The sequence below is a fragment of the Azospirillum sp. TSH20 genome, from assembly GCF_003115935.1.
Classification (GTDB): Bacteria; Pseudomonadota; Alphaproteobacteria; order Azospirillales; family Azospirillaceae; genus Azospirillum.
The window spans coordinates 80533-100826 of record NZ_LGQU01000078.1; the positions used below are offsets into that span (position 1 = coordinate 80533).

At 68.0% G+C, this 20294-nt stretch carries 17 protein-coding genes; 13 read left to right on the forward strand and 4 right to left on the reverse strand.

Annotated elements, in window-relative coordinates; all coding sequences use genetic code 11:
* From TSH20_RS21340 to TSH20_RS21350, 3 genes are all read right to left on the reverse strand, one after another.
* On the reverse strand, positions 1 to 1380 hold the full coding sequence (locus TSH20_RS21340; RefSeq protein WP_109156310.1) for an aspartate aminotransferase family protein: 1380 nt from the start codon (positions 1378 to 1380) through the stop codon (positions 1 to 3).
* Positions 1381 to 1410: 30 nt separating this feature from the next.
* Complete coding sequence (locus tag TSH20_RS21345; RefSeq protein WP_109156311.1) at positions 1411 to 2904, reverse strand: NAD-dependent succinate-semialdehyde dehydrogenase; 1494 nt, start codon at positions 2902 to 2904, stop codon at positions 1411 to 1413.
* Between the two features lie 140 nt (positions 2905 to 3044).
* A complete protein-coding gene (locus TSH20_RS21350; RefSeq protein ID WP_109156312.1) occupies positions 3045 to 3554 on the reverse strand; it encodes an Lrp/AsnC family transcriptional regulator in 510 nt (169 codons plus the stop codon).
* A gap of 89 nt (positions 3555 to 3643) precedes the next feature.
* On the opposite strand from TSH20_RS21350, the gene TSH20_RS21355 reads away from it, so the two are divergent.
* From TSH20_RS21355 to TSH20_RS21415, 13 genes are all read left to right on the forward strand, one after another.
* Positions 3644 to 5029, forward strand: coding sequence for a PLP-dependent aminotransferase family protein (locus TSH20_RS21355; RefSeq protein WP_109156313.1), 1386 nt, complete (start codon positions 3644 to 3646; stop codon positions 5027 to 5029).
* A gap of 123 nt (positions 5030 to 5152) precedes the next feature.
* The gene (ehuA, locus tag TSH20_RS21360) at positions 5153 to 5938 is read left to right on the forward strand and encodes an ectoine/hydroxyectoine ABC transporter ATP-binding protein EhuA (RefSeq protein ID WP_109156314.1); all 786 of its coding nucleotides are present in this window, start codon (positions 5153 to 5155) and stop codon (positions 5936 to 5938) included.
* 65 nt (positions 5939 to 6003) lie between these two features.
* On the forward strand, positions 6004 to 6663 hold the full coding sequence (ehuC, locus tag TSH20_RS21365; RefSeq protein WP_109156315.1) for an ectoine/hydroxyectoine ABC transporter permease subunit EhuC: 660 nt from the start codon (positions 6004 to 6006) through the stop codon (positions 6661 to 6663).
* An 11-nt stretch (positions 6664 to 6674) separates the two neighbouring features.
* On the forward strand, positions 6675 to 7331 hold the full coding sequence (gene ehuD, locus TSH20_RS21370; RefSeq protein WP_109156316.1) for an ectoine/hydroxyectoine ABC transporter permease subunit EhuD: 657 nt from the start codon (positions 6675 to 6677) through the stop codon (positions 7329 to 7331).
* Between the two features lie 41 nt (positions 7332 to 7372).
* Positions 7373 to 8158 (forward strand): ectoine utilization protein EutA, encoded by a 786-nt coding sequence (eutA, locus tag TSH20_RS21375; RefSeq protein ID WP_109156317.1) that lies wholly within the window; start codon positions 7373 to 7375, stop codon positions 8156 to 8158.
* Positions 8155 to 9141 (forward strand): hydroxyectoine utilization dehydratase EutB, encoded by a 987-nt coding sequence (eutB, locus tag TSH20_RS21380; protein ID WP_109156318.1) that lies wholly within the window; start codon positions 8155 to 8157, stop codon positions 9139 to 9141. Before eutA ends, eutB begins: the two co-directional genes overlap by 4 nt.
* Positions 9129 to 10121 (forward strand): ectoine utilization protein EutC, encoded by a 993-nt coding sequence (gene eutC, locus TSH20_RS21385; RefSeq protein WP_109156319.1) that lies wholly within the window; start codon positions 9129 to 9131, stop codon positions 10119 to 10121. The genes eutB and eutC overlap by 13 nt, the downstream gene beginning before the upstream one ends.
* Before the next feature lie 43 nt (positions 10122 to 10164).
* Complete coding sequence (doeA, locus tag TSH20_RS21390) at positions 10165 to 11355, forward strand: ectoine hydrolase DoeA (RefSeq protein WP_199231956.1); 1191 nt, start codon at positions 10165 to 10167, stop codon at positions 11353 to 11355.
* Between the two features lie 2 nt (positions 11356 to 11357).
* The gene (gene doeB, locus TSH20_RS21395) at positions 11358 to 12380 is read left to right on the forward strand and encodes a N(2)-acetyl-L-2,4-diaminobutanoate deacetylase DoeB (RefSeq protein WP_199231957.1); all 1023 of its coding nucleotides are present in this window, start codon (positions 11358 to 11360) and stop codon (positions 12378 to 12380) included.
* A 138-nt stretch (positions 12381 to 12518) separates the two neighbouring features.
* Positions 12519 to 13364, forward strand: a complete 846-nt coding sequence (ehuB, locus tag TSH20_RS21400; RefSeq protein ID WP_109156321.1) for an ectoine/hydroxyectoine ABC transporter substrate-binding protein EhuB — start codon at positions 12519 to 12521, stop codon at positions 13362 to 13364.
* Positions 13365 to 13607: 243 nt separating this feature from the next.
* A complete protein-coding gene (locus TSH20_RS21405) occupies positions 13608 to 14006 on the forward strand; it encodes a response regulator (RefSeq protein ID WP_109156332.1) in 399 nt (132 codons plus the stop codon).
* Positions 14007 to 14030: 24 nt separating this feature from the next.
* Positions 14031 to 15413: a hypothetical protein gene (locus TSH20_RS21410; protein ID WP_109156322.1), complete on the forward strand. Its 1383-nt coding sequence runs from the start codon at positions 14031 to 14033 to the stop codon at positions 15411 to 15413.
* Positions 15414 to 15489: 76 nt separating this feature from the next.
* Positions 15490 to 17853, forward strand: coding sequence for an FIST N-terminal domain-containing protein (locus tag TSH20_RS21415; RefSeq protein ID WP_109156323.1), 2364 nt, complete (start codon positions 15490 to 15492; stop codon positions 17851 to 17853).
* A 17-nt stretch (positions 17854 to 17870) separates the two neighbouring features.
* Here the strand turns inward: TSH20_RS21415 and TSH20_RS21420 are convergent, their stop codons facing one another.
* Positions 17871 to 20009: a mechanosensitive ion channel family protein gene (locus TSH20_RS21420; RefSeq protein ID WP_247871303.1), complete on the reverse strand. Its 2139-nt coding sequence runs from the start codon at positions 20007 to 20009 to the stop codon at positions 17871 to 17873.
* Positions 20010 to 20294 lie beyond the last annotated feature (285 nt).

Here is a 20294-nt window from a genome sequence, read left to right on the forward strand (position 1 = left end):
TCAGAGTTCGGCCGCGACCGCCTTCACCGCCTTGGCTGTTGCAGACACCACGATGTCGGCCTCCTCCCGCGTCAGGCAGAGCGGCGGGGCGAAGCCGAGGATGTCGCCCTGCGGCATGGCGCGGGCGATGACGCCGCGTTCCAGCAGTGCGGCGGACAGGCGCGGCCCGACCTTCGCCTCGGCCGGGAAGAAGCGGCGGTCGTCCCGGTCGGCGACGAACTCCACGGCCGCCAGCATGCCCTCGCCGCGCACATCGCCGACCATCGGATGCCCGCCCAGCGCGTCGGCCAGCGCGGCGCGGAAATAGCCGCCGGTCTCGCCCGCGTTGGTCACCAGACCGAGTGTGTCGATCAGCTCCAGGTTGGCCACGCCGGCGGCGGCGCAGAGCGGATGGGCCGAATAGGTCCAGCCATGGCCGATCGGCCCAAGCTGGTCGGAGCCCTGTTCCAGCACCTTCCACACCCGATCGCCGACGATCACGCCCGACAGCGGCGCATAGGCGGAGGTCAGGCCCTTGGCGATGGTGATGAGGTCGGGCTTGATGCCGTAATGGTCGGAGCCGAACATGCTGCCGAGCCGGCCGAACCCGGTCACCACCTCGTCGGCGATCAGCAGGATGTCGTACTTGTTCAGCACCGCCTGGATCTTCTCCCAATAGCCGGCGGGCGGCGGAACGATGCCGCCGGTGCCCAGAACAGGTTCGCCGATGAAGGCGGCGACGGTCTCCGGCCCCTCCGCCAGGATCATCGCCTCCAGCTGGTCGGCACAGTGCTGGGAGAACTGCTCCTCGCTCATGCTCCGGTCGGCGCGGCGGAAGTAATAGGGGGCTTCGGTGTGCAGAACCGACGGGCGCGGCAGGTCGAAGGCCTTGTGGAACAGCTCCAGCCCGGTCAGGCTGCCGGTCATCACCCCCGACCCGTGGTAGCCGCGCCAGCGCGAGATGATCTTCTTCTTCTCTGGCCGGCCGAGGATGTTGTTGTAATACCAGACCAGCTTGATGTTGGTCTCGTTCGCATCCGATCCCGACAGGCCGAAATAGACGCGCGACATCCCGGCGGGCGCGCGGTCGATGATCATCTTGGCGAGCGTGATCGACGGCTCGCTGCCATGCCCGACATAGGCGTGATAGTAGGCGAGCTTGCCGGCCTGCTCGGCGATGGCGTCGGCGATCTCGCGGCGGCCGTAGCCGACATTGACGCAATAGAGGCCCGCGAAGGCGTCCAGGCTGCGCTTGCCGTCACGGTCGGTGATGTAAACGCCTTCGCCGCCGGTGACGACGCGGGTCGGCGTGTCGCCGCGGGCATGCGCCGCCATATGGGTCGACGGGTGGAAGAAATGGTCGCGGTCCCAGGCGGTCAGCTCGTTGGTCAGGTCGGTCATGACGTTTCTTTCCCAGACAAGAATTTCGGTTCAGGCGGCGTCGAGGCAGACGTATTTCAGCTCGGTGAAGGCCTCCATCCCGTGGCGCGAGCCTTCGCGGCCGAGGCCGGATTGCTTGACCCCGCCGAAGGGAACCGGCGCGCCGGTGATCTTCACCCGGTTGACCGCCACCATGCCGTACTGCAGCGCCCGCGACAGGCGCAGGATCCGGCCGGCATCGCGGGTCACCAGATAGGCGACGAGGCCGTATTCGGTGTCGTTGGCGCGGGCCACCACCTCCGCCTCGTCATCGAAGGGCAGGATCGCGGCCACCGGGCCGAAGGTCTCCTCGCGCAGGATCAGCGAATCCGGAGCCACGTCGGCCAGCACGGTGGGACGGTAGAACAGCGGGCCGGCGGGATGGATTTCGCCGCCGGTCAGGCAGCGGGCGCCGCGGTCCACCGCGTCGCGGACGTGGCGTGCGCATTTGTCGACCGCCCGCTCGTTCATCAGCGGACCGATCTGCACATCCGGCTCCAGCCCCGGCCCGACGCGCAACGCGGCACTGCGGGCGGTGAAGGCGGCGCAGAAGGAGTCGTAGAGCGGACGCTGCACATAGATGCGGTTGGCTGCGAGGCAGTCCTGGCCGGAGGTGGCGAACTTCGCGTCGATGGCGATGTCCACCGCCCGCTGCAGGTCGGCGTCGGCGAAGACCAGCAGCGGCGCATGGCCGCCCAGCTCCATCACCAACCGCTTCATGGTGGGTGCGCAGCGCGCGGCGATGCGGCTGCCGATCCCAGTTGAGCCGGTGAAGCTCATGGCGCGGACGCGGGCATCGTCGCACAGCGCGCCGACCAGCGGTTCAGGCTCGCCGGTCAGGACGTTGAACACGCCGGCGGGGATGCCCGCCCGCTCCGCCAGCTCCGCCAGCGCCAGCGCCGACAGCGGCGTTTCGGAGGACGCATGCGCCACCACGGTGCAGCCGGCGGCCAGCGCCGCCGCCGCTTTGCGCGTCAGCATGGCCGACGGGAAATTCCACGGCGTCGCCATGCCGACCACGCCCAGCGCCTCCCGCCGCAGCAGCATTTCGGCGCCGGGCAGGTGGCTTGTAATGCTCTCGACGCCCACCCGCTTGGACTCCTCCGCGTACCACTCGACGAAGGAGGCGGCATAGTCGATCTCCCCCCGCGATTCGGCGAGCGGCTTGCCCTGTTCCAGCGTCATCAGCAGGGCGAGGTCCTCCTTGGCGGCGGTGATGCGGTCGAACCAGTCGCGCAGGCGGGCGGCGCGGTCCTGCGGCAGCCGGGCGCTCCAGGCCGGAAAGGCTGCCGATGCCGCGGTGACGGCGGCGGTCGCCTGTGCGGCGTCCAGCGCCGCGACATGGGCAATCGTCCGTCCGCTGGCCGGATCGGTCACCGGAAAGGTGGCGCCGTCGGGCGCCGCGGTCCAGCGTCCGCCGACATAGGCGAGTTCGCGCAGCAGGCGGCGGTCGGTCAGGCGGCTGACGGCGTCGTGACGGTCCAGGCGGGACAGCTGCGCGGTCATGGGCACCTCCGGATTTTTGGGTTGAGCGCCGAAACGCCCGTGTTCCGGAGTCTAGCGGTGATGCGGCGGAGACTGTGTCCGAACTGACCTCCTGCTGTGGAGACTGTCTCTTTGTCGGGGCGGGGAGGAAGAGAAAGTCTCTATGACGACGGGGCAGACCCGCCCGGCTCCTCCATCAGCGCCTCCAGCGGCATTGCCGCGTCGTCCTTCACCGTCCGCGTGACGATGTAGGTGAAATAGCGGTCGATCCCGGCATCGCCCTCCAACAGCCGGTCGATGATCCGCTGATAGGCGTCGACGTCGCGCGCCACCACCCGCAAGACATAGTCGAGCCCGCCGCCGACCGACCAGCAGGAGACGATGCCGGGTTCGGCCCGCACCGCTCGCTCGAACCGGTCGAAATCGGCCTGCCGGTGGCTGCCCAGTGTCACCTCGACCAGCGCCATGGCGAAGGGCGTGACCTGCCGCAGGGCCAGCCGGGCATGATAGCCGGTGACGATGCCGGCCTCCTCCAGCCGGCGCAGCCGCACCCAGCAGGGCGTCGGCGACAGCCCCACCCGGTCGGCCAGCGCCAGTTTGGTGATGCGGCCGTCACGCTGGATTTCCGACAGGATGCGCAGGTCGATGGGATCGAGCTTCAGGTCAGACATGGGGCCGGCCGCCTTTGGAAAAGTGACAACCGACGATGTCCATGCTTTCAGGCATTGTCAAATGTGATGATTTCCAGCAGAAATGTTGCATGACAAAGTGGCACCCCGATGCATCGGCTTTGAGCAGGCCCGTCTATCTCTCGCTGGCCGATCAGGTGCAGCGGGCGATCACGCAAGGCCAACTGGCGGTCGGCGACCAGCTGCCCACCCACCGGCAGCTTGCCGACGAATTGGGCATTTCCGTCCAGACCGTCAGCCGCGCCTATGAGGAGTTGATCCGGCGCGGCCTGATCAGCGGGGAAACCGGCCGCGGCACCTTCATCCGCGCGGCGCAAACCGAGGTCGATCCGCCCTACATCCCCCAGCGCACCGACGAGGTGATCGACCTGTCGATCCTCAAGCCGGTGTGCGAGCCGCTGCATGTGGAGGCGATGCGGCAGGCGCTGGTGGAGTTGTCCGCCAGCCTGCCGCCGGCCGTGGTGCTGTCCTTCCGCCCCAACACCCTGTTCGCCCGCCACCGGGCGACGGCGGTTTCCTGGCTGCGCCATTGCGGGGTGGAGACCACGGCGGCCAACGTCACCCTGACCAACGGCGCCACCGCCGGCATGACCATCGCCCTGATGGCCGCCGCCCCACCGGGATCGACCGTGGTGACGGAGGAGGTCGGGCACCACACGCTGCTGCCGCTCGCCTCCTATCTCGGCATCAAGCTGCGCGGCGTCGCCATCGACGAGGAGGGCATCCGTCCCGACGCCCTCGACGCCGCCTGCCGCGATGGCACGGCCAAGGCGCTGTTCGTCATGCCGAATCCGATCAACGCCACCGCCACCCACATGGGCGAGACCCGGCGCGCCGAGATCGCGCGGCTGGCCCAGCGCCACAACCTGTCGATCGTCGAGAATGATCCTCTCGGCCCCCTGCTGAGCGACAGGCGCCCGCCGCTGGCGGCCCTGGCGCCGGAACGGACGCTCTATGTCACCAGCTTCACCAAGACGGTGATGCCGGGCCTGCGCACCGGCTATCTGGTGGTTCCCGACCGGCTGCTCGCCGCCGTCACCAACCGCCATCTGGTGACCAATTGGATAGCGACGCCCATCGTCGCCGAGATCGCCACCCGCTGGGTCGAGAGCGGTTTCGCGATGGAGATGGTGGAGTGGCAGCGCAAGGCGCTGCACCGCCGGCACGCGCTGGCGGCCGAAATCCTGCAAGGCATCCCCCACCGCAGCCATCCCGAAGGGCTGCATCTGTGGCTGCCGCTGGGCGAAGGGCGGCCGGAGGCGACCTTCGTGTCGCATGCCCGCCACCAGGGGGTGGCGCTGGCGCCCGGATCGGCCTTCGCCATCGGTCCCGGAACGCGGCCCGACGCGCTGCGCGTCTCCATCGGCTCCACCACCGAGGCAGAGCTTCACGCCGGCCTGCGCGTGATCGTCAATCTGCTGAACAGCGACCCGGAGCCGGTGCTGCTGGCGATCTGAAGAGACCGAAGGTGAGACTCTTTAGAATTGTCATGATTTTATTTTCCGGATTGACATGATTTAAGCGGTCCCGCATCGTTTGCGCACATCCACGGTCGCCAACCATTGCAAGGGAAGACCGGTGTGACCGACACAATCATCGACATCGACTGCGTCACGAAGCGCTACGGCTCGCACACCGTGCTGAAAGACTTGTGCTTTTCAGTCCGTCCGGGTGAGAAGCTGGCGCTGATCGGGCCGTCCGGCTCCGGCAAGACCACGATCCTGCGGACATTGATGACGCTGGAGACCATCGAGAGCGGCACCATCCGCGTCGATGGCGAGCACCTGTTCCAGATGGAGCGCAACGGCCGTCTGGTCCCCGCCGACGAGGCGCATCTGCACCGGATGCGGACCAAGATCGGCATGGTGTTCCAGCTGTTCAACCTGTTCCCGCACAAATGCGTGCTGGACAACGTCACGCTGGCGCCGATGCTGACCAAGGGCGTCAGGAAGGCGGATGCCGAACGCCGGGCGATGGAACTGCTGGACCTCGTCGGCCTCGCCGACAAGGCCCGCGCCATGCCGGCCCAGCTGTCCGGCGGCCAGAAGCAGCGGGTGGCCATCGCCCGCGCCCTGGCGCTGCAGCCCCGGATCATGCTGTTCGACGAGGTGACCTCGGCGCTCGACCCCGAACTGGTGGAAGAGGTGCTGAGCGTCATGCGGATGCTGGGGTCCACCACCGACATGACCATGCTGCTGGTGACCCACGAGATGAGCTTCGCCCACGATTTCGCCGACCGCGTGCTGTTCTTCGACCGCGGCCGCATCGTGGAGGAGGGGCCGCCCGACCTCCTCTTCACCAACCCGTCTCATGAGCGGACCCAGGCTTTCCTGAAAAAGATCATCGCGGCCGGGCAGCGCATCTGACTAGTCCCCGCAGCCGCAAGGCGGCCGTTACCGTTTTTTCCCCGAACGCAGGAGATTTCGGCTTCATGGCTGATTGGGCCGGCTATATGGGCTTGATGCTGGACGGCGCGCTGGTGACGGCGAAGCTGACCGTGCTCGGCTGCGCGCTGGCACTGCCGGCCGCCTTCCTCGCCGGGCTGGGCCGGCTGTCGCGCTTCTCCGCCATACGCGCCGCGGCGGTCGCCTATATCGAGTTCTTCCGCGGCACCTCGATCTTCGTCCAACTGTTCTGGGCCTATTTCGTCCTGCCGCTGATGGGCGTGACGCTGACGCCGCTGCAGGCCGGCGTGCTGGCGCTGGGGCTGAATGTCGGCGCCTACGGCGCGGAGGTGGTGCGGTCGGCGGTGCAGTCGATCGGCCGCGAACAGCACGAGGCCTGCGTCGCGCTGAACCTGACGCGCTGGCAAAGCCTGCGTCACGTGCTGTTGCCGCAGGCGGCGGTGGTGATGGTGCCGACCTTCTGCAACAACGCCATCGAACTGCTGAAGGCGACCTCGGTGGTGTCGCTCATCTCGCTCAGCGACCTGACCTTCCAGGCGCAGGTGGTGCGTTCGCAGACCGGCAGCACCGCCATGCCCTTCCTGACCGTCCTGGTCATCTACTTCGCCTATGCCAGCCTGATCTCGTTCGGCATGAAAGCCCTGGAGCGCCGCATGACCCGCGGCCTCGACGGGCTGCGCACCTGAGGATACCCGCCATGGAATGGGATTGGGAGTTCGTTCGCGAGATCATGCCGACGCTGCTGGACGGCCTGCGCATCACGCTGCTGGCCACGCTGCTCGGGTCCGTCCTCGCCGCCGCCGCCGGGCTGGGCTTCGCTCTGCTGCGCCGCTCGAAGAGCCGGGCGGTGGCGCGCATCACCGGCTTCGTGGTGGAGTTCATCCGCGGCACGCCGCTGCTGGTGCAGCTGTATTTCCTGTTCTACGTGCTGCCGGAACTGGGTCTGCTGCTGTCGCCGCTGACCGCCGGGGTGGTCGGGTTGGGGCTCCATTACGCCACCTACACGTCGGAGGTCTTCCGCGCCGGCATCGACAACACACCGCGCGGCCAGTGGGAGGCGGCCAAGGCCTGCAACCTCACGCCCTACCAGACCTGGCGCCACATCATCCTGCCGCAGGCGATCCCGCCGATGATCCCGGCGCTGGCGAACTACTTCGTCGCGATGTTCAAGGAAACGCCGCTGCTCTCCGCCATCACGGTGATCGAGCTGATGAGCGAAGCCCGCAGCGTCGCCAACAGCAACTACCGCTATCTGGAGCCGATGACGCTGGTCGGCATCCTGTTCCTGTGCATCAGCCTGATCGCCGTGCCCGCCCTGCACATGCTGGAACGCCGGTTCCGGCCGACCCGCTGATCGCCGACGCGCTGATACGCTGACTCTGGAGTTCCCGAGCCATGTCCTCCATCCCCATCCTGCGCTCGGCCACCACACTGGCCTTCGACGACCGCCCGGTCGAAAAGCGCGTCGGCCTCGTCGTGCTGGCGACCGACCACACGACCGAGCCCGATTTCCGCCGCATGGTCGCCAGCGAGCGCATCGGCGTCTACACCGCGCGCATCGCCTACGCCAATCCGACGACGCCGGAGAATCTGCGCCGCATGCAGCCGCGCCTCGCCGAAGGGGCGGCGCTGATCCTGCCCGACGAACCGCTCGACGCCATCTGCTATTCCTGCACCTCGGCCAGCGTCGTCATGGGCGACGACGCCATCGAGGAGGCCATCGCCTCGGCCAAGCCGGGCGTTCCCGTCATCACCCCGCCCTCCGCCGCCCGCCGCGCCCTGAAGGCGTTCGGCGCGCAACGGATCGCCGTGCTGACGCCCTACACCGAACAGACCAGCCGGCCGATGGCCGCCTATTTCGCCGAGCACGGCTTCGACATCGCGCGCTTCACCTGCTTCGGGCTGGACGACGACCGCGAGATGGCGCGCATCGCGCCGGCCAGCCTGGTGCGTGCCGCCATCGACGCGATGGCGCCCGACGCCGACGCGCTGTTCATCTCCTGCACCGCCCTGCGCTCGGCCGGCGTCGCCGCGGAAATCGAGGCCGCGATCGGTCGCCCCGTCGTCACCAGCAATCAGGCCACCGCCTGGGCCACACTCCGCCTGTGCGGCGACGACCGGCCCCGGCCGGAAGGCGGACGGCTGATGACCCTTCCCTTGCCGGCAGAGGCTCAACCATGACCGGGCACGGCATCGGCCTGGAGGACGTCTTCCGCGCCCGCGCGCGGCTGGCCGGGCGAATCGCGGCGACGCCGACCGTCGCCTCGCCCAGCCTGACCGCCCGCTGCGGCGCCCCGGTCTTCCTGAAGCTGGAAACCCGCCAGACCACCGGCAGCTTCAAGCTGCGCGGCGCCACCAACGCGCTGTCGGCCCTGCCGCGCGAGGCTCTGGCGACGGGGGTCGCTGCGGCCTCCACCGGCAACCATGGCCGGGCGCTCGCCCATGCCGCAGCCCAAGCCGGCGTCCGCTGCGTCGTCTGCATGTCGGCGCTGGTCCCCGCCAACAAGGTCGAGGGCATCCGCGCGCTGGGCGCCGAAATCCGCATCGTCGGCCGCTCCCAGGACGATGCCCAGGTCGAGGTCGACCGGCTGGTCCGCGATGAGGGGTTCGCCACCGTCCCGCCCTTCGACCATGCCGACGTCATCGCCGGGCAGGGCACGCTGGGGCTGGAGATCATCGAGGCGGTTCCCGACGCCGAGCTGCTGCTGGTGCCGCTGTCGGGCGGCGGCCTGATCGCCGGCGTGGCATTGGCGGCCAAGGCTCTGCGGCCCGGCCTGCGGGTGATCGGCGTCTCGATGGAACGCGGCGCCGCCATGCATGCCAGTCTGAAGGCCGGCCGCCCGGTCCTGGTCGAGGAGTTGGAGACGCTGGCGGACTCGCTCGGCGGCGGCATCGGCCTCGACAACCGCTACACCCACCGCATCGCCGCCAGCCTGCTCGACGACGTGGTCCTGCTGACCGAGGCGGAGATCGCCGCCGGCATCGAGCACGCCTATTCCGCCGAGCAGGAGATCGTCGAGGGCGCCGGCGCCGTCGGCATTGCCGCCCTGCTCGCCGGCAAGGTGACGCCGCGCGGCCCCACAATCGCGCTGCTGTCCGGCCGCAACATCGCCATGGACCTGCACCGCCGCATCATCACCGGAGCCCATTCATGCCCCGCATGACCATCCTGACCGAGGCGGAGCTGCGGCGGATCGTTCCGCTCGACCGCGATGCCGTCGCCTGTGTCGAGGACGCCTTCCTGGCGCTGGCCACCCGCCCGGTGGCGATGCCGCCGATCCTGCGGCTCGACATTCCCGAATATCGTGGGGAAGTCGACGTCAAGACCGCCTATGTCCCCGGCCTCGACGGCTTCGCCATCAAGATCAGCCCCGGCTTCTTCGGCAACCCGGCGCTCGGCCTGCCCAGCGTCAACGGGCTGATGGTGCTGCTGAGCAGCCGGACCGGTCTGGTCGAGGCCCTGCTGCTCGACAACGGCTATCTGACCGACGTGCGCACCGCCGCGGCGGGTGCGGTCGCCGCAACGCATCTGTCGCGTCCCGACAGCGCCGTTGCCGCGATCTTCGGCGCCGGGGTCCAGGCGGCGTTGCAGCTGGAGGCGCTGACCCTGGTCCGCCCGATCCGCGAGGCGCGCATCTGGGCGCGCCAGCCCGAGCGTGCCGCCGCCACCGCCGCCCGCCTGTCGGAGCGGCTGGGCTTCCCCGTCCGTGCCGCGGAGGAGGGCAGGGCGGCGGTCGCCGGCGCCGACATCGTCGTCACCACCACCCCGGCCGACCGGCCGATCCTGATGGCAGACTGGCTGGAACCCGGCCAGCACGTCACCGCCATGGGGTCGGACGCCGAGCACAAGAACGAACTCGATCCCGCCATCCTGTCCCGTGCCGACCTCTATGTCGCCGACCGCCTGACGCAGACCCGCCGGCTGGGCGAACTGCACCACGCGATTGCCGCCGGCACGGTCGCCGCCGACCGCGACTTCCCCGAACTGGGCGCCGTCATCGCCGGGCAGGCCGCCGGCCGACCGACCACCGACGCCATCACCGTCTGCGACCTCACCGGAACCGGGGTGCAGGACACCGCCATCGCCACCCTGGCGCGCGGCCGGGCCCTGGCGGCCGGCGCCGGCACCGTCTTCGACGCCTGATCCTCTTTTCCCATGCCCCTCTTCTCATAAGAGAGACCCCGACATGCTGGAACCGACGCTGAACTTCAGCCGGGCCGAATATGCCGCACGGCTCGACAAGACCCGTGCCGCCATGGACAAGGCCGGCATCGAGCTGCTGATCGTCACCGATCCGTCGAACATGGCCTGGCTGACCGGCTATGACGGCTGGTCCTTCTATGTCCACCAATGCGTGATCGTGCCGCCGCATGGCGAGCCGATCTGGTACGGCCGCGGCCAGGACGCCAACGGCGCCAAGCGCACCGCCTATCTGGCCCATGACAGCATCATCGGCTATCCCGACCATTACGTGCAGTCGACCGAACGCCATCCGATGGACCTGCTGTCGACGATCCTGGCGGATCGCGGCTGGGGCGGCCTGTCCATCGGCGTCGAGATGGACAATTACTGGTTCACCGCCGCCGCCTACCAGTCGCTGACCACCCACCTGCCCAACGCCCGCTTCAGGAACGCGACGGCGCTGGTCAACTGGCAGCGCGCGGTGAAGAGCCCGCAGGAACTCGACTACATGCGCAAGGCCGCCCGCATCGTCGAGGCGATGCACGCCCGCATCGTCGAGCGGGTCGAGCCGGGCATGCGCAAATGCGACCTCGTGGCCGAGATCTACGACGCCGGCATCCGCGGCATCGGCGGAGCGGACGGCTTCGGCGGCGACTATCCCGCCATCGTCCCGCTGCTGCCGTCGGGGGCCGACGCCTCGGCGCCGCACCTGACCTGGGACGACCGGCCGATGAAGCTGGGCGAGGGCACCTTCTTCGAGATCGCCGGCTGCTACAAGCGTTACCACTGCCCGTTGTCGCGCACCGTCTTCCTCGGCACGCCGACGCAGGCCTTCCTCGATGCCGAGAAGGCGACGCTGGAGGGGATGGAGGCCGGGCTGGCCGCCGCCAAGCCGGGCAACAGCTGCGAGGACATCGCCAACGCCTTCTTCGCCGTGCTGAAGCGCTACGGCATCACCAAGGACAACCGCACCGGCTACCCCATCGGCCTCAGCTATCCGCCGGACTGGGGCGAGCGCACCATGAGCCTGCGCCCCGGCGACCGCACCGAACTGAAGCCCGGCATGACCTTCCACTTCATGACCGGCCTGTGGCTGGAGGATATGGGGCTGGAGATCACCGAGAGCATCGCCATCACCGACACCGGCGTCGAATGCCTGGCCAATGTGCCGCGCAAGCTGTTCGTGAAGTCCTGACCATGGCGCCCGTCACACTTGCCCCGTCCCCCATTACCCCGACGGTCGATTTCGACCGCGACGGCGTGCAGCACGGCTTTCTGCGCCTGCCCTACAGCCGGGACGATTCGGCCTGGGGTTCGGTGATGATCCCGGTCACCGTGGTGCGCAACGGCAGCGGGCCGACCGCCCTGCTGACCGGCGCCAACCATGGCGACGAGTATGAGGGCGCGGTCGCCCTGTTCGACCTCGCCCAGACGCTGACCGCCGACCGGGTCGCCGGCCGCGTCATCATCGTCCCGGCGATGAACTACCCGGCCTTCCAGGCGGGCACCCGCACATCGCCCATCGACAAGGGCAACCTGAACCGCAGCTTCCCCGGCCGGCCGGACGGCACGGTGACGCAGAAGATCGCCGATTACTTCGCCCGCGAACTGCTGCCGCTGGCCGATCTGGTGATGGACATCCATTCCGGCGGCCGGACGCTGGACTTCGTGCCCTTCGCCGCCGCCCACATCCTGCCCGACAAGAACCAGGAGGCGCGCTGCTTCGCCGCCGTCGCCGCCTTCGCCGCGCCCTATTCCATGCGCATGCTGGAGATCGACGCGGTCGGCATGTACGACACCGCGGCGGAGGAGCTGGGCAAGACCTTCGTCACCACCGAACTCGGCGGCGGCGGCACCGGCCGGGCGGAGACCATCGCCATCGCCAAGCGCGGCGTCCGCAACGTGCTGCGCCACGCCGGGATCCTGACGGACGCGCCGCCGGCAGACAGCCGACCGGCGGAGGTCAGCCGCTGGCTCGACATGCCGTCGGCCGACTGTTTCCGCTTCGCCGAGGACAGCGGGCTGATCGAGGCCTGCGTCGATCTGGGCCAGCCGGTGCGCAAGGGCGATCTGCTCGCCCGCATCCACCCCATCGGCCGCACCGGGCTGGCGCCGGCCGAATACCGGGCGGCGCTGGACGGCATCCTGGCCGCCCGCCATTTCCCCGGCCTCGTCAAGGCCGGCGACTGCATCGCGGTGGTCGGAACGGTCGAGGACTGACCGCCGCCTGTTGGAACCCGCCTCGGCAGAAGGCGGGCATGCTGCAAGAACGGTAACGACACCGACGAAACAGGGGCCGGCGCCCCAAAGGGAACGCCGGCCGGGCAATCACCAAATCACGAAAGAGGGACGGCCGACATGAAACACCTCAAGATCGCCAAAAGCCTCGGCATCGCCGCTACGCTCCTCACGCTCGCCGCGCCGGCCTTCGCCGCCGAGACGCTGGAGACGCTGCGCGAACAGGGCTTCGCCCGCATCGGCATCGCCAACGAACCGCCCTATACCGCCGTCAAGCCGGACGGCACCGTGTCGGGCGCCGCCCCCGACGTCGCCCGCGCGGTGATGAAGAAGCTGGGGGTCAACGACGTCGTCGCCTCGATCTCCGAATATGGCGCGATGATCCCCGGCCTGCAGGCCCGCCGCTTCGACGTCGTCACCGCCGGCCTGTTCATGAAGCCGGAGCGCTGCAAGGCCGTCGCCTATTCCGAACCGATCCTCTGCGATGCCGAATCCTTCGCCCTGAAGAAGGGCAACCCGCTGAAGCTGACTTCCTACGAGGACATCGCCAAGAACCCGAACGCCAAGATCGGCGCCCCCGGCGGCGGCACCGAGGAGAAGCTGGCGCTGCAGGCCGGCGTGCCGCGCGACCGCGTGATCGTGGTCCCCGACCCGCAGAGCGGCCTGAAGATGCTGCAGGACGGCCGCATCGACGTCTATTCGCTGCCGGTGCTGTCGATCCATGATCTGGTCGGCAAGGCCAACGACCCGAACATCGAGGTGGTCGCCCCGGTCAAGGGCGCCCCGGTCTATTGCGACGGCGCCGCCTTCCGCAAGCAGGACATCGCGTTGCGCGATGCCTTCGACAAGGTGCTGGCCGAGATGAAGGCGTCGGGCGAGTTCGCCAAGATCATCGAACCCTACGGCTTCTCCGCCGAAGCCGCGAAGCAGACCTCCCGCGAGAAGCTCTGCGCCGCATCCAACTGATCGGGCCGGCCGGCGTCCGGGAAATCTACACATGGCCGGAGGAGGGTGGCGAGCCCGGCAGGCGCCGCGACGCCGGGCTTCGCCTCCACCGGTTCCGCTCCGCGCCGGCCGGCAGGCGGAACCGCTCCGGCAGATCGCAACCACCGGCAGTACCCTAGTTTAGACGTTAATGCTCTGGTAACGGCCCGACCTGCATTCTTTTGTCGAGCACGACTGCACGCTCGCCTGCAAGGGGAGGCGATGATGCCAACGGTACTCGTGATCGACGACGAGGATATGGTCCGCTCGGTTCTCCGCCAGTTTCTGGAGCGCCAATCGATGACGGTCATCGAGGCGGAGGACGGCGAAGAGGGCTTGCGCCTGTTGCGTGCCAATGCGGTCGATCTGGTCATCTGCGACCTGATCATGCCGCGGGCGGACGGCATCGGCACGATCCTGAACATCCGCCGCTCGATGCCGGCCATGAAGATCATTGCCATTTCCGGTGGTGGACGCAGTCACGCCATGGAACTGCTGAAGGTCGCCGAGCAGATGGGGGCCGACCATGTCCTCAGCAAACCCTTCACCCGGGATCAACTGCTGACCGTGGTCTCCGCCTGCCTGCCCGGACACCCCATCGCCCGTTCCGCACGTCCCAGGTGACGGCGGCTCTGAGAGGATATGGTCATGCTTGGACTGTCGTTGGGGGAGAAGCTCCGCAACTGGTTCGTCGAGGAGGAGCCCGCCGCAACCGCCCCCTCGTCGCGGAGCGAAATGGCGAACGACACGGATGTCGAGCGGATGAGAGCGCTGGAGCGGCGGCTGAAGGTCCTGCTGGCCCAGCCGCAACTGCTCTCCGCCGGCCGCATCCATATGCTGAACCTCGACACCTTGCGTGCGAGCCTCGGCCCCGCCTGGGATGAATTGCGCGACCGCGTTCACAACTCTGCCGACCGCATCATCAACCGCCACATCGACGGCAAGGACGTCCAGTTCCGCAGCGGTGACGGCGAATACATCATCGTCTTCGCGACACTGAGCAGGCAGGCCGCGTCGCTCGTCTGCGCCAAGATCGCCGAAGAACTGTACCGGCTTTTCCTGGGCGATCCCAAACTGGCCGAGATCACCGTCTCCACGGCCGTCGGCGCGGTGGATGGAAAGCTGCTGTTCGAACACGCCTCCGTCGCGGACCTCCTGTCGGCCGTTGAGCAGACGGTGGAGGCGAACGGCCCGGAGGAGCAGGCCGCCGCTTCGACGGCACCGCCCCCGCCGACCGCCGCGGCCGGTGCGGCGGAGCCGCGCAAGCTGAAGCTGTCACAGTTGGAGATGGCGCAGATCGGCACCATGTACCGCCCGCTGTGGGATGTCGGCCGGCAGGTGATCTCCACCTACATGTGCACGCCGGTCCGCCGCTTTCCCGACGGGACCTCGGTCGAAGGGATGCTGGCGCTGTCCGGGGTCAGCGAACCGCAGCAGTTGGCCAAGGTCGACATCGACACGCTGGCCGACACGGTGGAAATCCTGGACGAGCTGTTCCGCAACAAGTTCCGGCTGATGGTGTCGGTTCCCGTCTGTTTCGAGACGCTGGCGGCGCGCCGGACCCGGCAGGATTATCTGGCGATCTGCCAATCGGTGCCGGATTATCTGCGCCCCTTTCTGATCTTCGAATTCCTGCGCTTTCCCGCCGGCGTGCCCAGCGGCCGGATGAGCGAACTGGTCAACGAGGTGCGTCCGTTCTGCCGCTGGACCTTCCTGCGCGTGGAATGCCGGCAGCAGAGCTTTGCAAGCCTGTCGGGAACCGGCCTGACCGGCCTCACCACCATGATCTCGTCCGACCGCGGCACCGAGGCCAGGATCATGGAGGACATGAACAGCTTCGTCGCGGCGGCGGAGCGGGCGAATTTGAAGACCTGCATCGTCGGCATCACCTCGACCAGCCTCGCGGTCGCGGCACGGGCGGCCGGGACCACGCTGATCGCCGGCGACCGGATCGGCCGCGCCGGGGAAATCCCCCAGCATATGCTGCGCTTCGGCTGGCAGGACCTGTTCCTGCGGGAGTCCATGCGCTGACAGGCGGCCGGCCACTCTGAGGGCCGACCCAACCGCAATCGTTCCGTGGTGATCTCTCAGGACAGGAGGTTCCACCATGCCAGGTGCCATCGGACGTTCGAACAGGTTCATCAGAACCCTTGCCACCGATGCCGCCGATCTCTGCGACGCTCCGAGGCTGCTTGCCTTCGATGACGATCCGCCGGCTTTCGTCCTCGGCTTCGTCTCGCCGGCGCTGCCATTTGCGAATGTCGCGGAGGACCTGCGCTCGGTTCTTCCCCAGGAAAGCAGGCTGGTGCTGGTGTCGACGGCGGGGGAGCTGTGTTCGGGAGTGCCCGGCGGCCTCTACCATCCCGGCGAACGGCGGGACGGCATCGTTCTTCAGGCTTTCAGCAGCGACCTGTTCGCCGATGTCAGCATCCACAGCGTTCCCCTGCACAGCGAGGACATCCGCACCGGCAGCATACGCCTCTCCCATGAACAGCGCGTCGACGCGATCCGTCGGGAGTTGGAGGCCATCGAGCCGGCATTCCCGCTCGACTGTCACGACACGGTGGCGCTGCTGTTCATCGACGGGCTGTCCGCCAGCGAGAGCTGCCTGATGGAGGCGATCTACGCCTCCGGCCGTTTTCCCGTGCTGTTCGTCGGCGGTTCCGCCGGCGGCACTTTGGATTTCCTGAACACATGGGTTTATGACGGCCGCCGGGTGCTGGACAATCACGCGGTCATCGCCTTCCTGCGGATGGCTCCAGGCAAGCGCTACGGGGTCTTCAAATCGCAGAATTTCCGCAAGACCGGGCTGTCCTTCACCATCCTGGACTGTGATCCGATCCGGCGCACGGTGACGAGCGTCATCGATCCCGAAAACCTGGAGGTCACCGGCTTCATCGATGCCCTGTGCCGGAGCCTCCAGTGCCAGCCCGACGAGCTTGAGCGCCTGCTGGTCTCCCACACCTTCGCCGTCGAGCTGGACAGCGGGCTTTTCGTGCGCTCGGTGGCGGGAATCAACCGTGCGAAGGGACGGGTCTCCTTTTTCTGCGACGTCAACGCCGGTGACGAGCTGTTTCTGGTCGAGGCCACCGATTTCATCGGGCAGACGAAAAGCGATTTCGCGGCTTTTCTCCGCGACAAGCCCGGACCGGTCGGAGGCATTCTCAACGACTGTGTCCTGCGGCGGATCAACAACGGTTCGAACCTGACGGGGATGACGGTTTTCGACGATCTTCCGGTGGCAGGCTTTTCAACCTTCGGCGAAATCCTGGGCATCAACGTCAACCAGACGCTTTCCGCGCTTTTCTTCTTCACCGACGACGGCGAGGGAGATCCGGCGGGACATGGCGGATTCCGTGACGATTACGTTGCCCGCTTTCCGATCCATTACGGGCACTTCCAGAACTATTTCCATCGCGCCCGCAATACCCGGTTGCGCATGCTGAACCGGCTGCGGCAGAGCCTGATCCGCGATCTGGTCGGTCGCGGCGACGCCCCCGGCACGCTCTATGGACGCGTCAAGCAGATCGGCGCCTATACCGAGCAGATCGCCACCCAAGCCGCCGATCCGCTGGGTTCCGCGGTCGACGATCTGCTGGATGCCGTCCGGCAGGCGACGGAGGAGCGGGAAGCGGTGGCCGAAGTGCTGAGCCTGCGGGAGGCGGAACTGCGCTTCGCCGAAGAGCGCCGCCGCACGGCCGAAACCCGCGCGGAGCTTGAGGGTCAACTGCGGGAGGCCCAGAAGCTGGAGGCTTTGGGCTGTCTGGCGGGCGGTCTGGCGCATGAGATCAACAACATGCTGCAACCGATCATCGGCTTGACCGAACTGGTCATGGAGGATGTGCCGCCGGATTGCCAGGCACAGAAGAATCTCGCCAGGGTGATCGAAGCCGCGCAGCGCGCCCAGCGGATCACCCAGCAGGTGCTGACCTTCAGCCATTCCGATCCGGCTGCGACCGGTCCGCTGCAACTGGGATCCGCCTTGCGCAATGTGGCCGACATGGTCGACGTGCTGGTCCCCCGGAACGTCGAACTCGTCTGGCGGATCGCCACCACCCCTCTGATGGTCCGCGCCGACGAGACGCAGATGGCGCAGTTGCTGATAAACCTGATCCGCAACGCCGCCGATGCGATCGGGCCATCGGGGGGAACGATCGAGATCGCGGCAGACGCGGTCCAGCTCGATGGGACGACGGACGGGGCATGGCCGCACCCGGCCGGCCGCTATGCCGCCCTGACCGTCCGCGACACCGGGTGCGGAATGGATGCGGCGACGCTGGCCCGGATTTTCGATCCCTTCTTCACCACCAAGACCGTGGGACATGGCACAGGGTTGGGTCTCCCCGTGGTGCATGGCATCGTCGCCGGCTGGGGCGGTCACATCCATGCAGACAGCGGCGTGGGGCAGGGGACCACGATACGCATCCTGTTGCCGGTCATTCCGCCGGAACCGGCCGATCCGTGGTCGTGAACCGGGAACAGCGCCGTCTACAGCGCACTCTTGTGCCGGCCGGCCGCGGCCCCGGCGTCCGGCGCGTCCTCGTCCAGACTGTGCAGGACGGCGCCGGCGGCCAGGGTCCGGGCATCGTCCCCGGTCGGTGATCCGGCGGGGCCGTTCACCGTCGCCTCGCCGGCGAAGCGGACCGTCACCTCGCGATGGGCGAAGCGGATGCCCTCGCGGCGGAACAGGGCGTGGAGTTCCTGGAACACCCGCTTGCGGACGTCCCACTGGTCGCCGGGGCGGGTCATGAACTTGACGCGGAGGATCATCGCCGAATCCTCCATCTGGATGACGCCCTGCGATTTCAGCGGCTGCAGAAACTTCGGCCCCAGTTCCGGATCCTCCAGCAGGGCCTGCCCGAGCTGCTTGATGTGTTTGCGGACCTTTTCGACATCGGTGTCGTAGGTGATGCGCAAAGGCAGCTTCATGATCACCCAGTCGCGCGAATAGTTGGTCAACTGGTGGATTTCGCCGAAGGGCACGGTGTGCAGGGGGCCGCGATGGTGGCGAAGCTGCATCGACCGCACCGAGATCTTCTCCACCGTGCCGCGGATGGCCCCGATCTCGATGTACTCGCCCTTGCGGAAGGCGTCGTCGATCAGGAAGAAGGCGCCGGAGAAGATGTCGCGGATCAGCGTCTGCGCGCCGAAGCCGATGGCGATGCCGGCGATCCCCGCCCCGGCGAACAGCGGCGCGATGTTGACCCCGAGATCCATCAGCACGGTGACCAGCACCGCGCCAACGATCGAAAGCAGGACGAAATTGCGCACCAGCGGCAGCAGCGTCGCCAGCCGGCTGGCCGAGCCGTGGCCGCCCCCCTCGTCGCCCGGAACGGTGCCGGCCACCGGCCCCTCCTCGGCGATCCGGCGGTCGATCCAGATGCGGATGCTCTGGTGGACGACGTAGCCGATCAGGGAGATCGCCATGATGCTGATGAGGTGCTCGGCCGCATCGCCCTGCATGCGCGGGATGTTCCACACCGACAGGGTCACGGTCACCCCGGCGGCGGCGGCCAGGATGCCCGCGACCCGCCGGGCCAGCGCCTCGTAGCTGTCGAGTGCGGCGACCGGCGGGGGAGAGGAGGGCAGGGCGCGCCGCGGGTGGAACAGCCGATGGGTGGAGTAGGTGACGGTGGCATAGACGGTGAAAATAGCCCCGGCGACCGCATAGGCGCCGAGCAGCAGCGGCAGTTCGGTCGGCCAGCCCAGGATCAGTCGGTTGACCAGCGCTGCCCACGCGCAGCCCAAATAGGAAACCACCACGGGAAACCACAGGCGCAGGCCCAGCCGTTCGAGCGGCGCGAGCGTTTCGGCGCCGCGCCCGGCAAGGAGGACGCTGTCAACCGTCCGCCGGTGGACATAGAGTGCGCCGACCGTCGCCAGCACGGTCAGCAGCCCGAATAGCGCAACCAGCACCGCATGGGGATCGGCGGGCATCCCCAGCGCCTCCAGCCAGATGGTGCCGGTCATCAGGGCGACGCCGACGGCACCGCTGGCGGTCAGGTCGCGCCGCAGCCGATCAACGCCGGGAGGCAGCACCAGCCGCCAGAACAGGCTGATGGCCCAGACCAGCAGATATCCAACTCCGACGAGGATGACGGTCTTCTCGGTCATCGGCGTCGGATCCGGGATCAGCGCGGTGGCGAGCCCGAATGCGATCAGGCTGGCGAGGATCATGCCGACCGCCGTCATCAGCGCACGGGCGACCAGCCCCGGAAAGCGCGCCGCCAGTTCCGAACCACCCGGTTTCGGCCCGTCGCGGTGCGGCAGCAGGCGGCGGGCGACCGGCCGCTCATAGAAGACATGCTGCACCGTATGACCCACGGCCAGCAGGGCGATGATCAGGCCGATGACCCGCAGGAAGTGGCCGGGATGACCGGTCGGGCTCTGGGCCGTCAGGGTCGCCACGATGGCCGACGGAATGTCCGGCGTGGCGCGGAGCCGCTGGGCGAGCTTGCCGCGGAACCCGGCCATACGGTCCTGTCCCTCGCTCAGCATCTTCATCATCATGTCGTCGGTCCCGCCCGGCGCGGCGGTGGCGGCCGGCGCGGGAGAGGAGGCCACCGTCGAGATCGCCTGGGCCGAAGCCCCGGCCGCCGGCAGGAGCACCATCAGCAAAAGCAGCACGCCGATCCTGAGCCGGAAGCGGGGGGCGCTCGTAATAAGCAAAACTGTATGCATGGCGTGGCTTCGCGATCCGTGGCGGTCGACGCCATCACAATAGCTCAGCTCACGCGGCGGGGAAGCGTATCGCGGTCGGTTGGGGCAAGTTGCACGTCAGAATAGAACCTACCCAGCTTACACACTAAAAACGCATAACGATTATTATGGAAATACCTGTAGGAGGATTGCTCATGTCAGGAACGTCAAGAACCTAGCCACTCTGCGTGTTTGAGCCGCGTTGCTGACAGG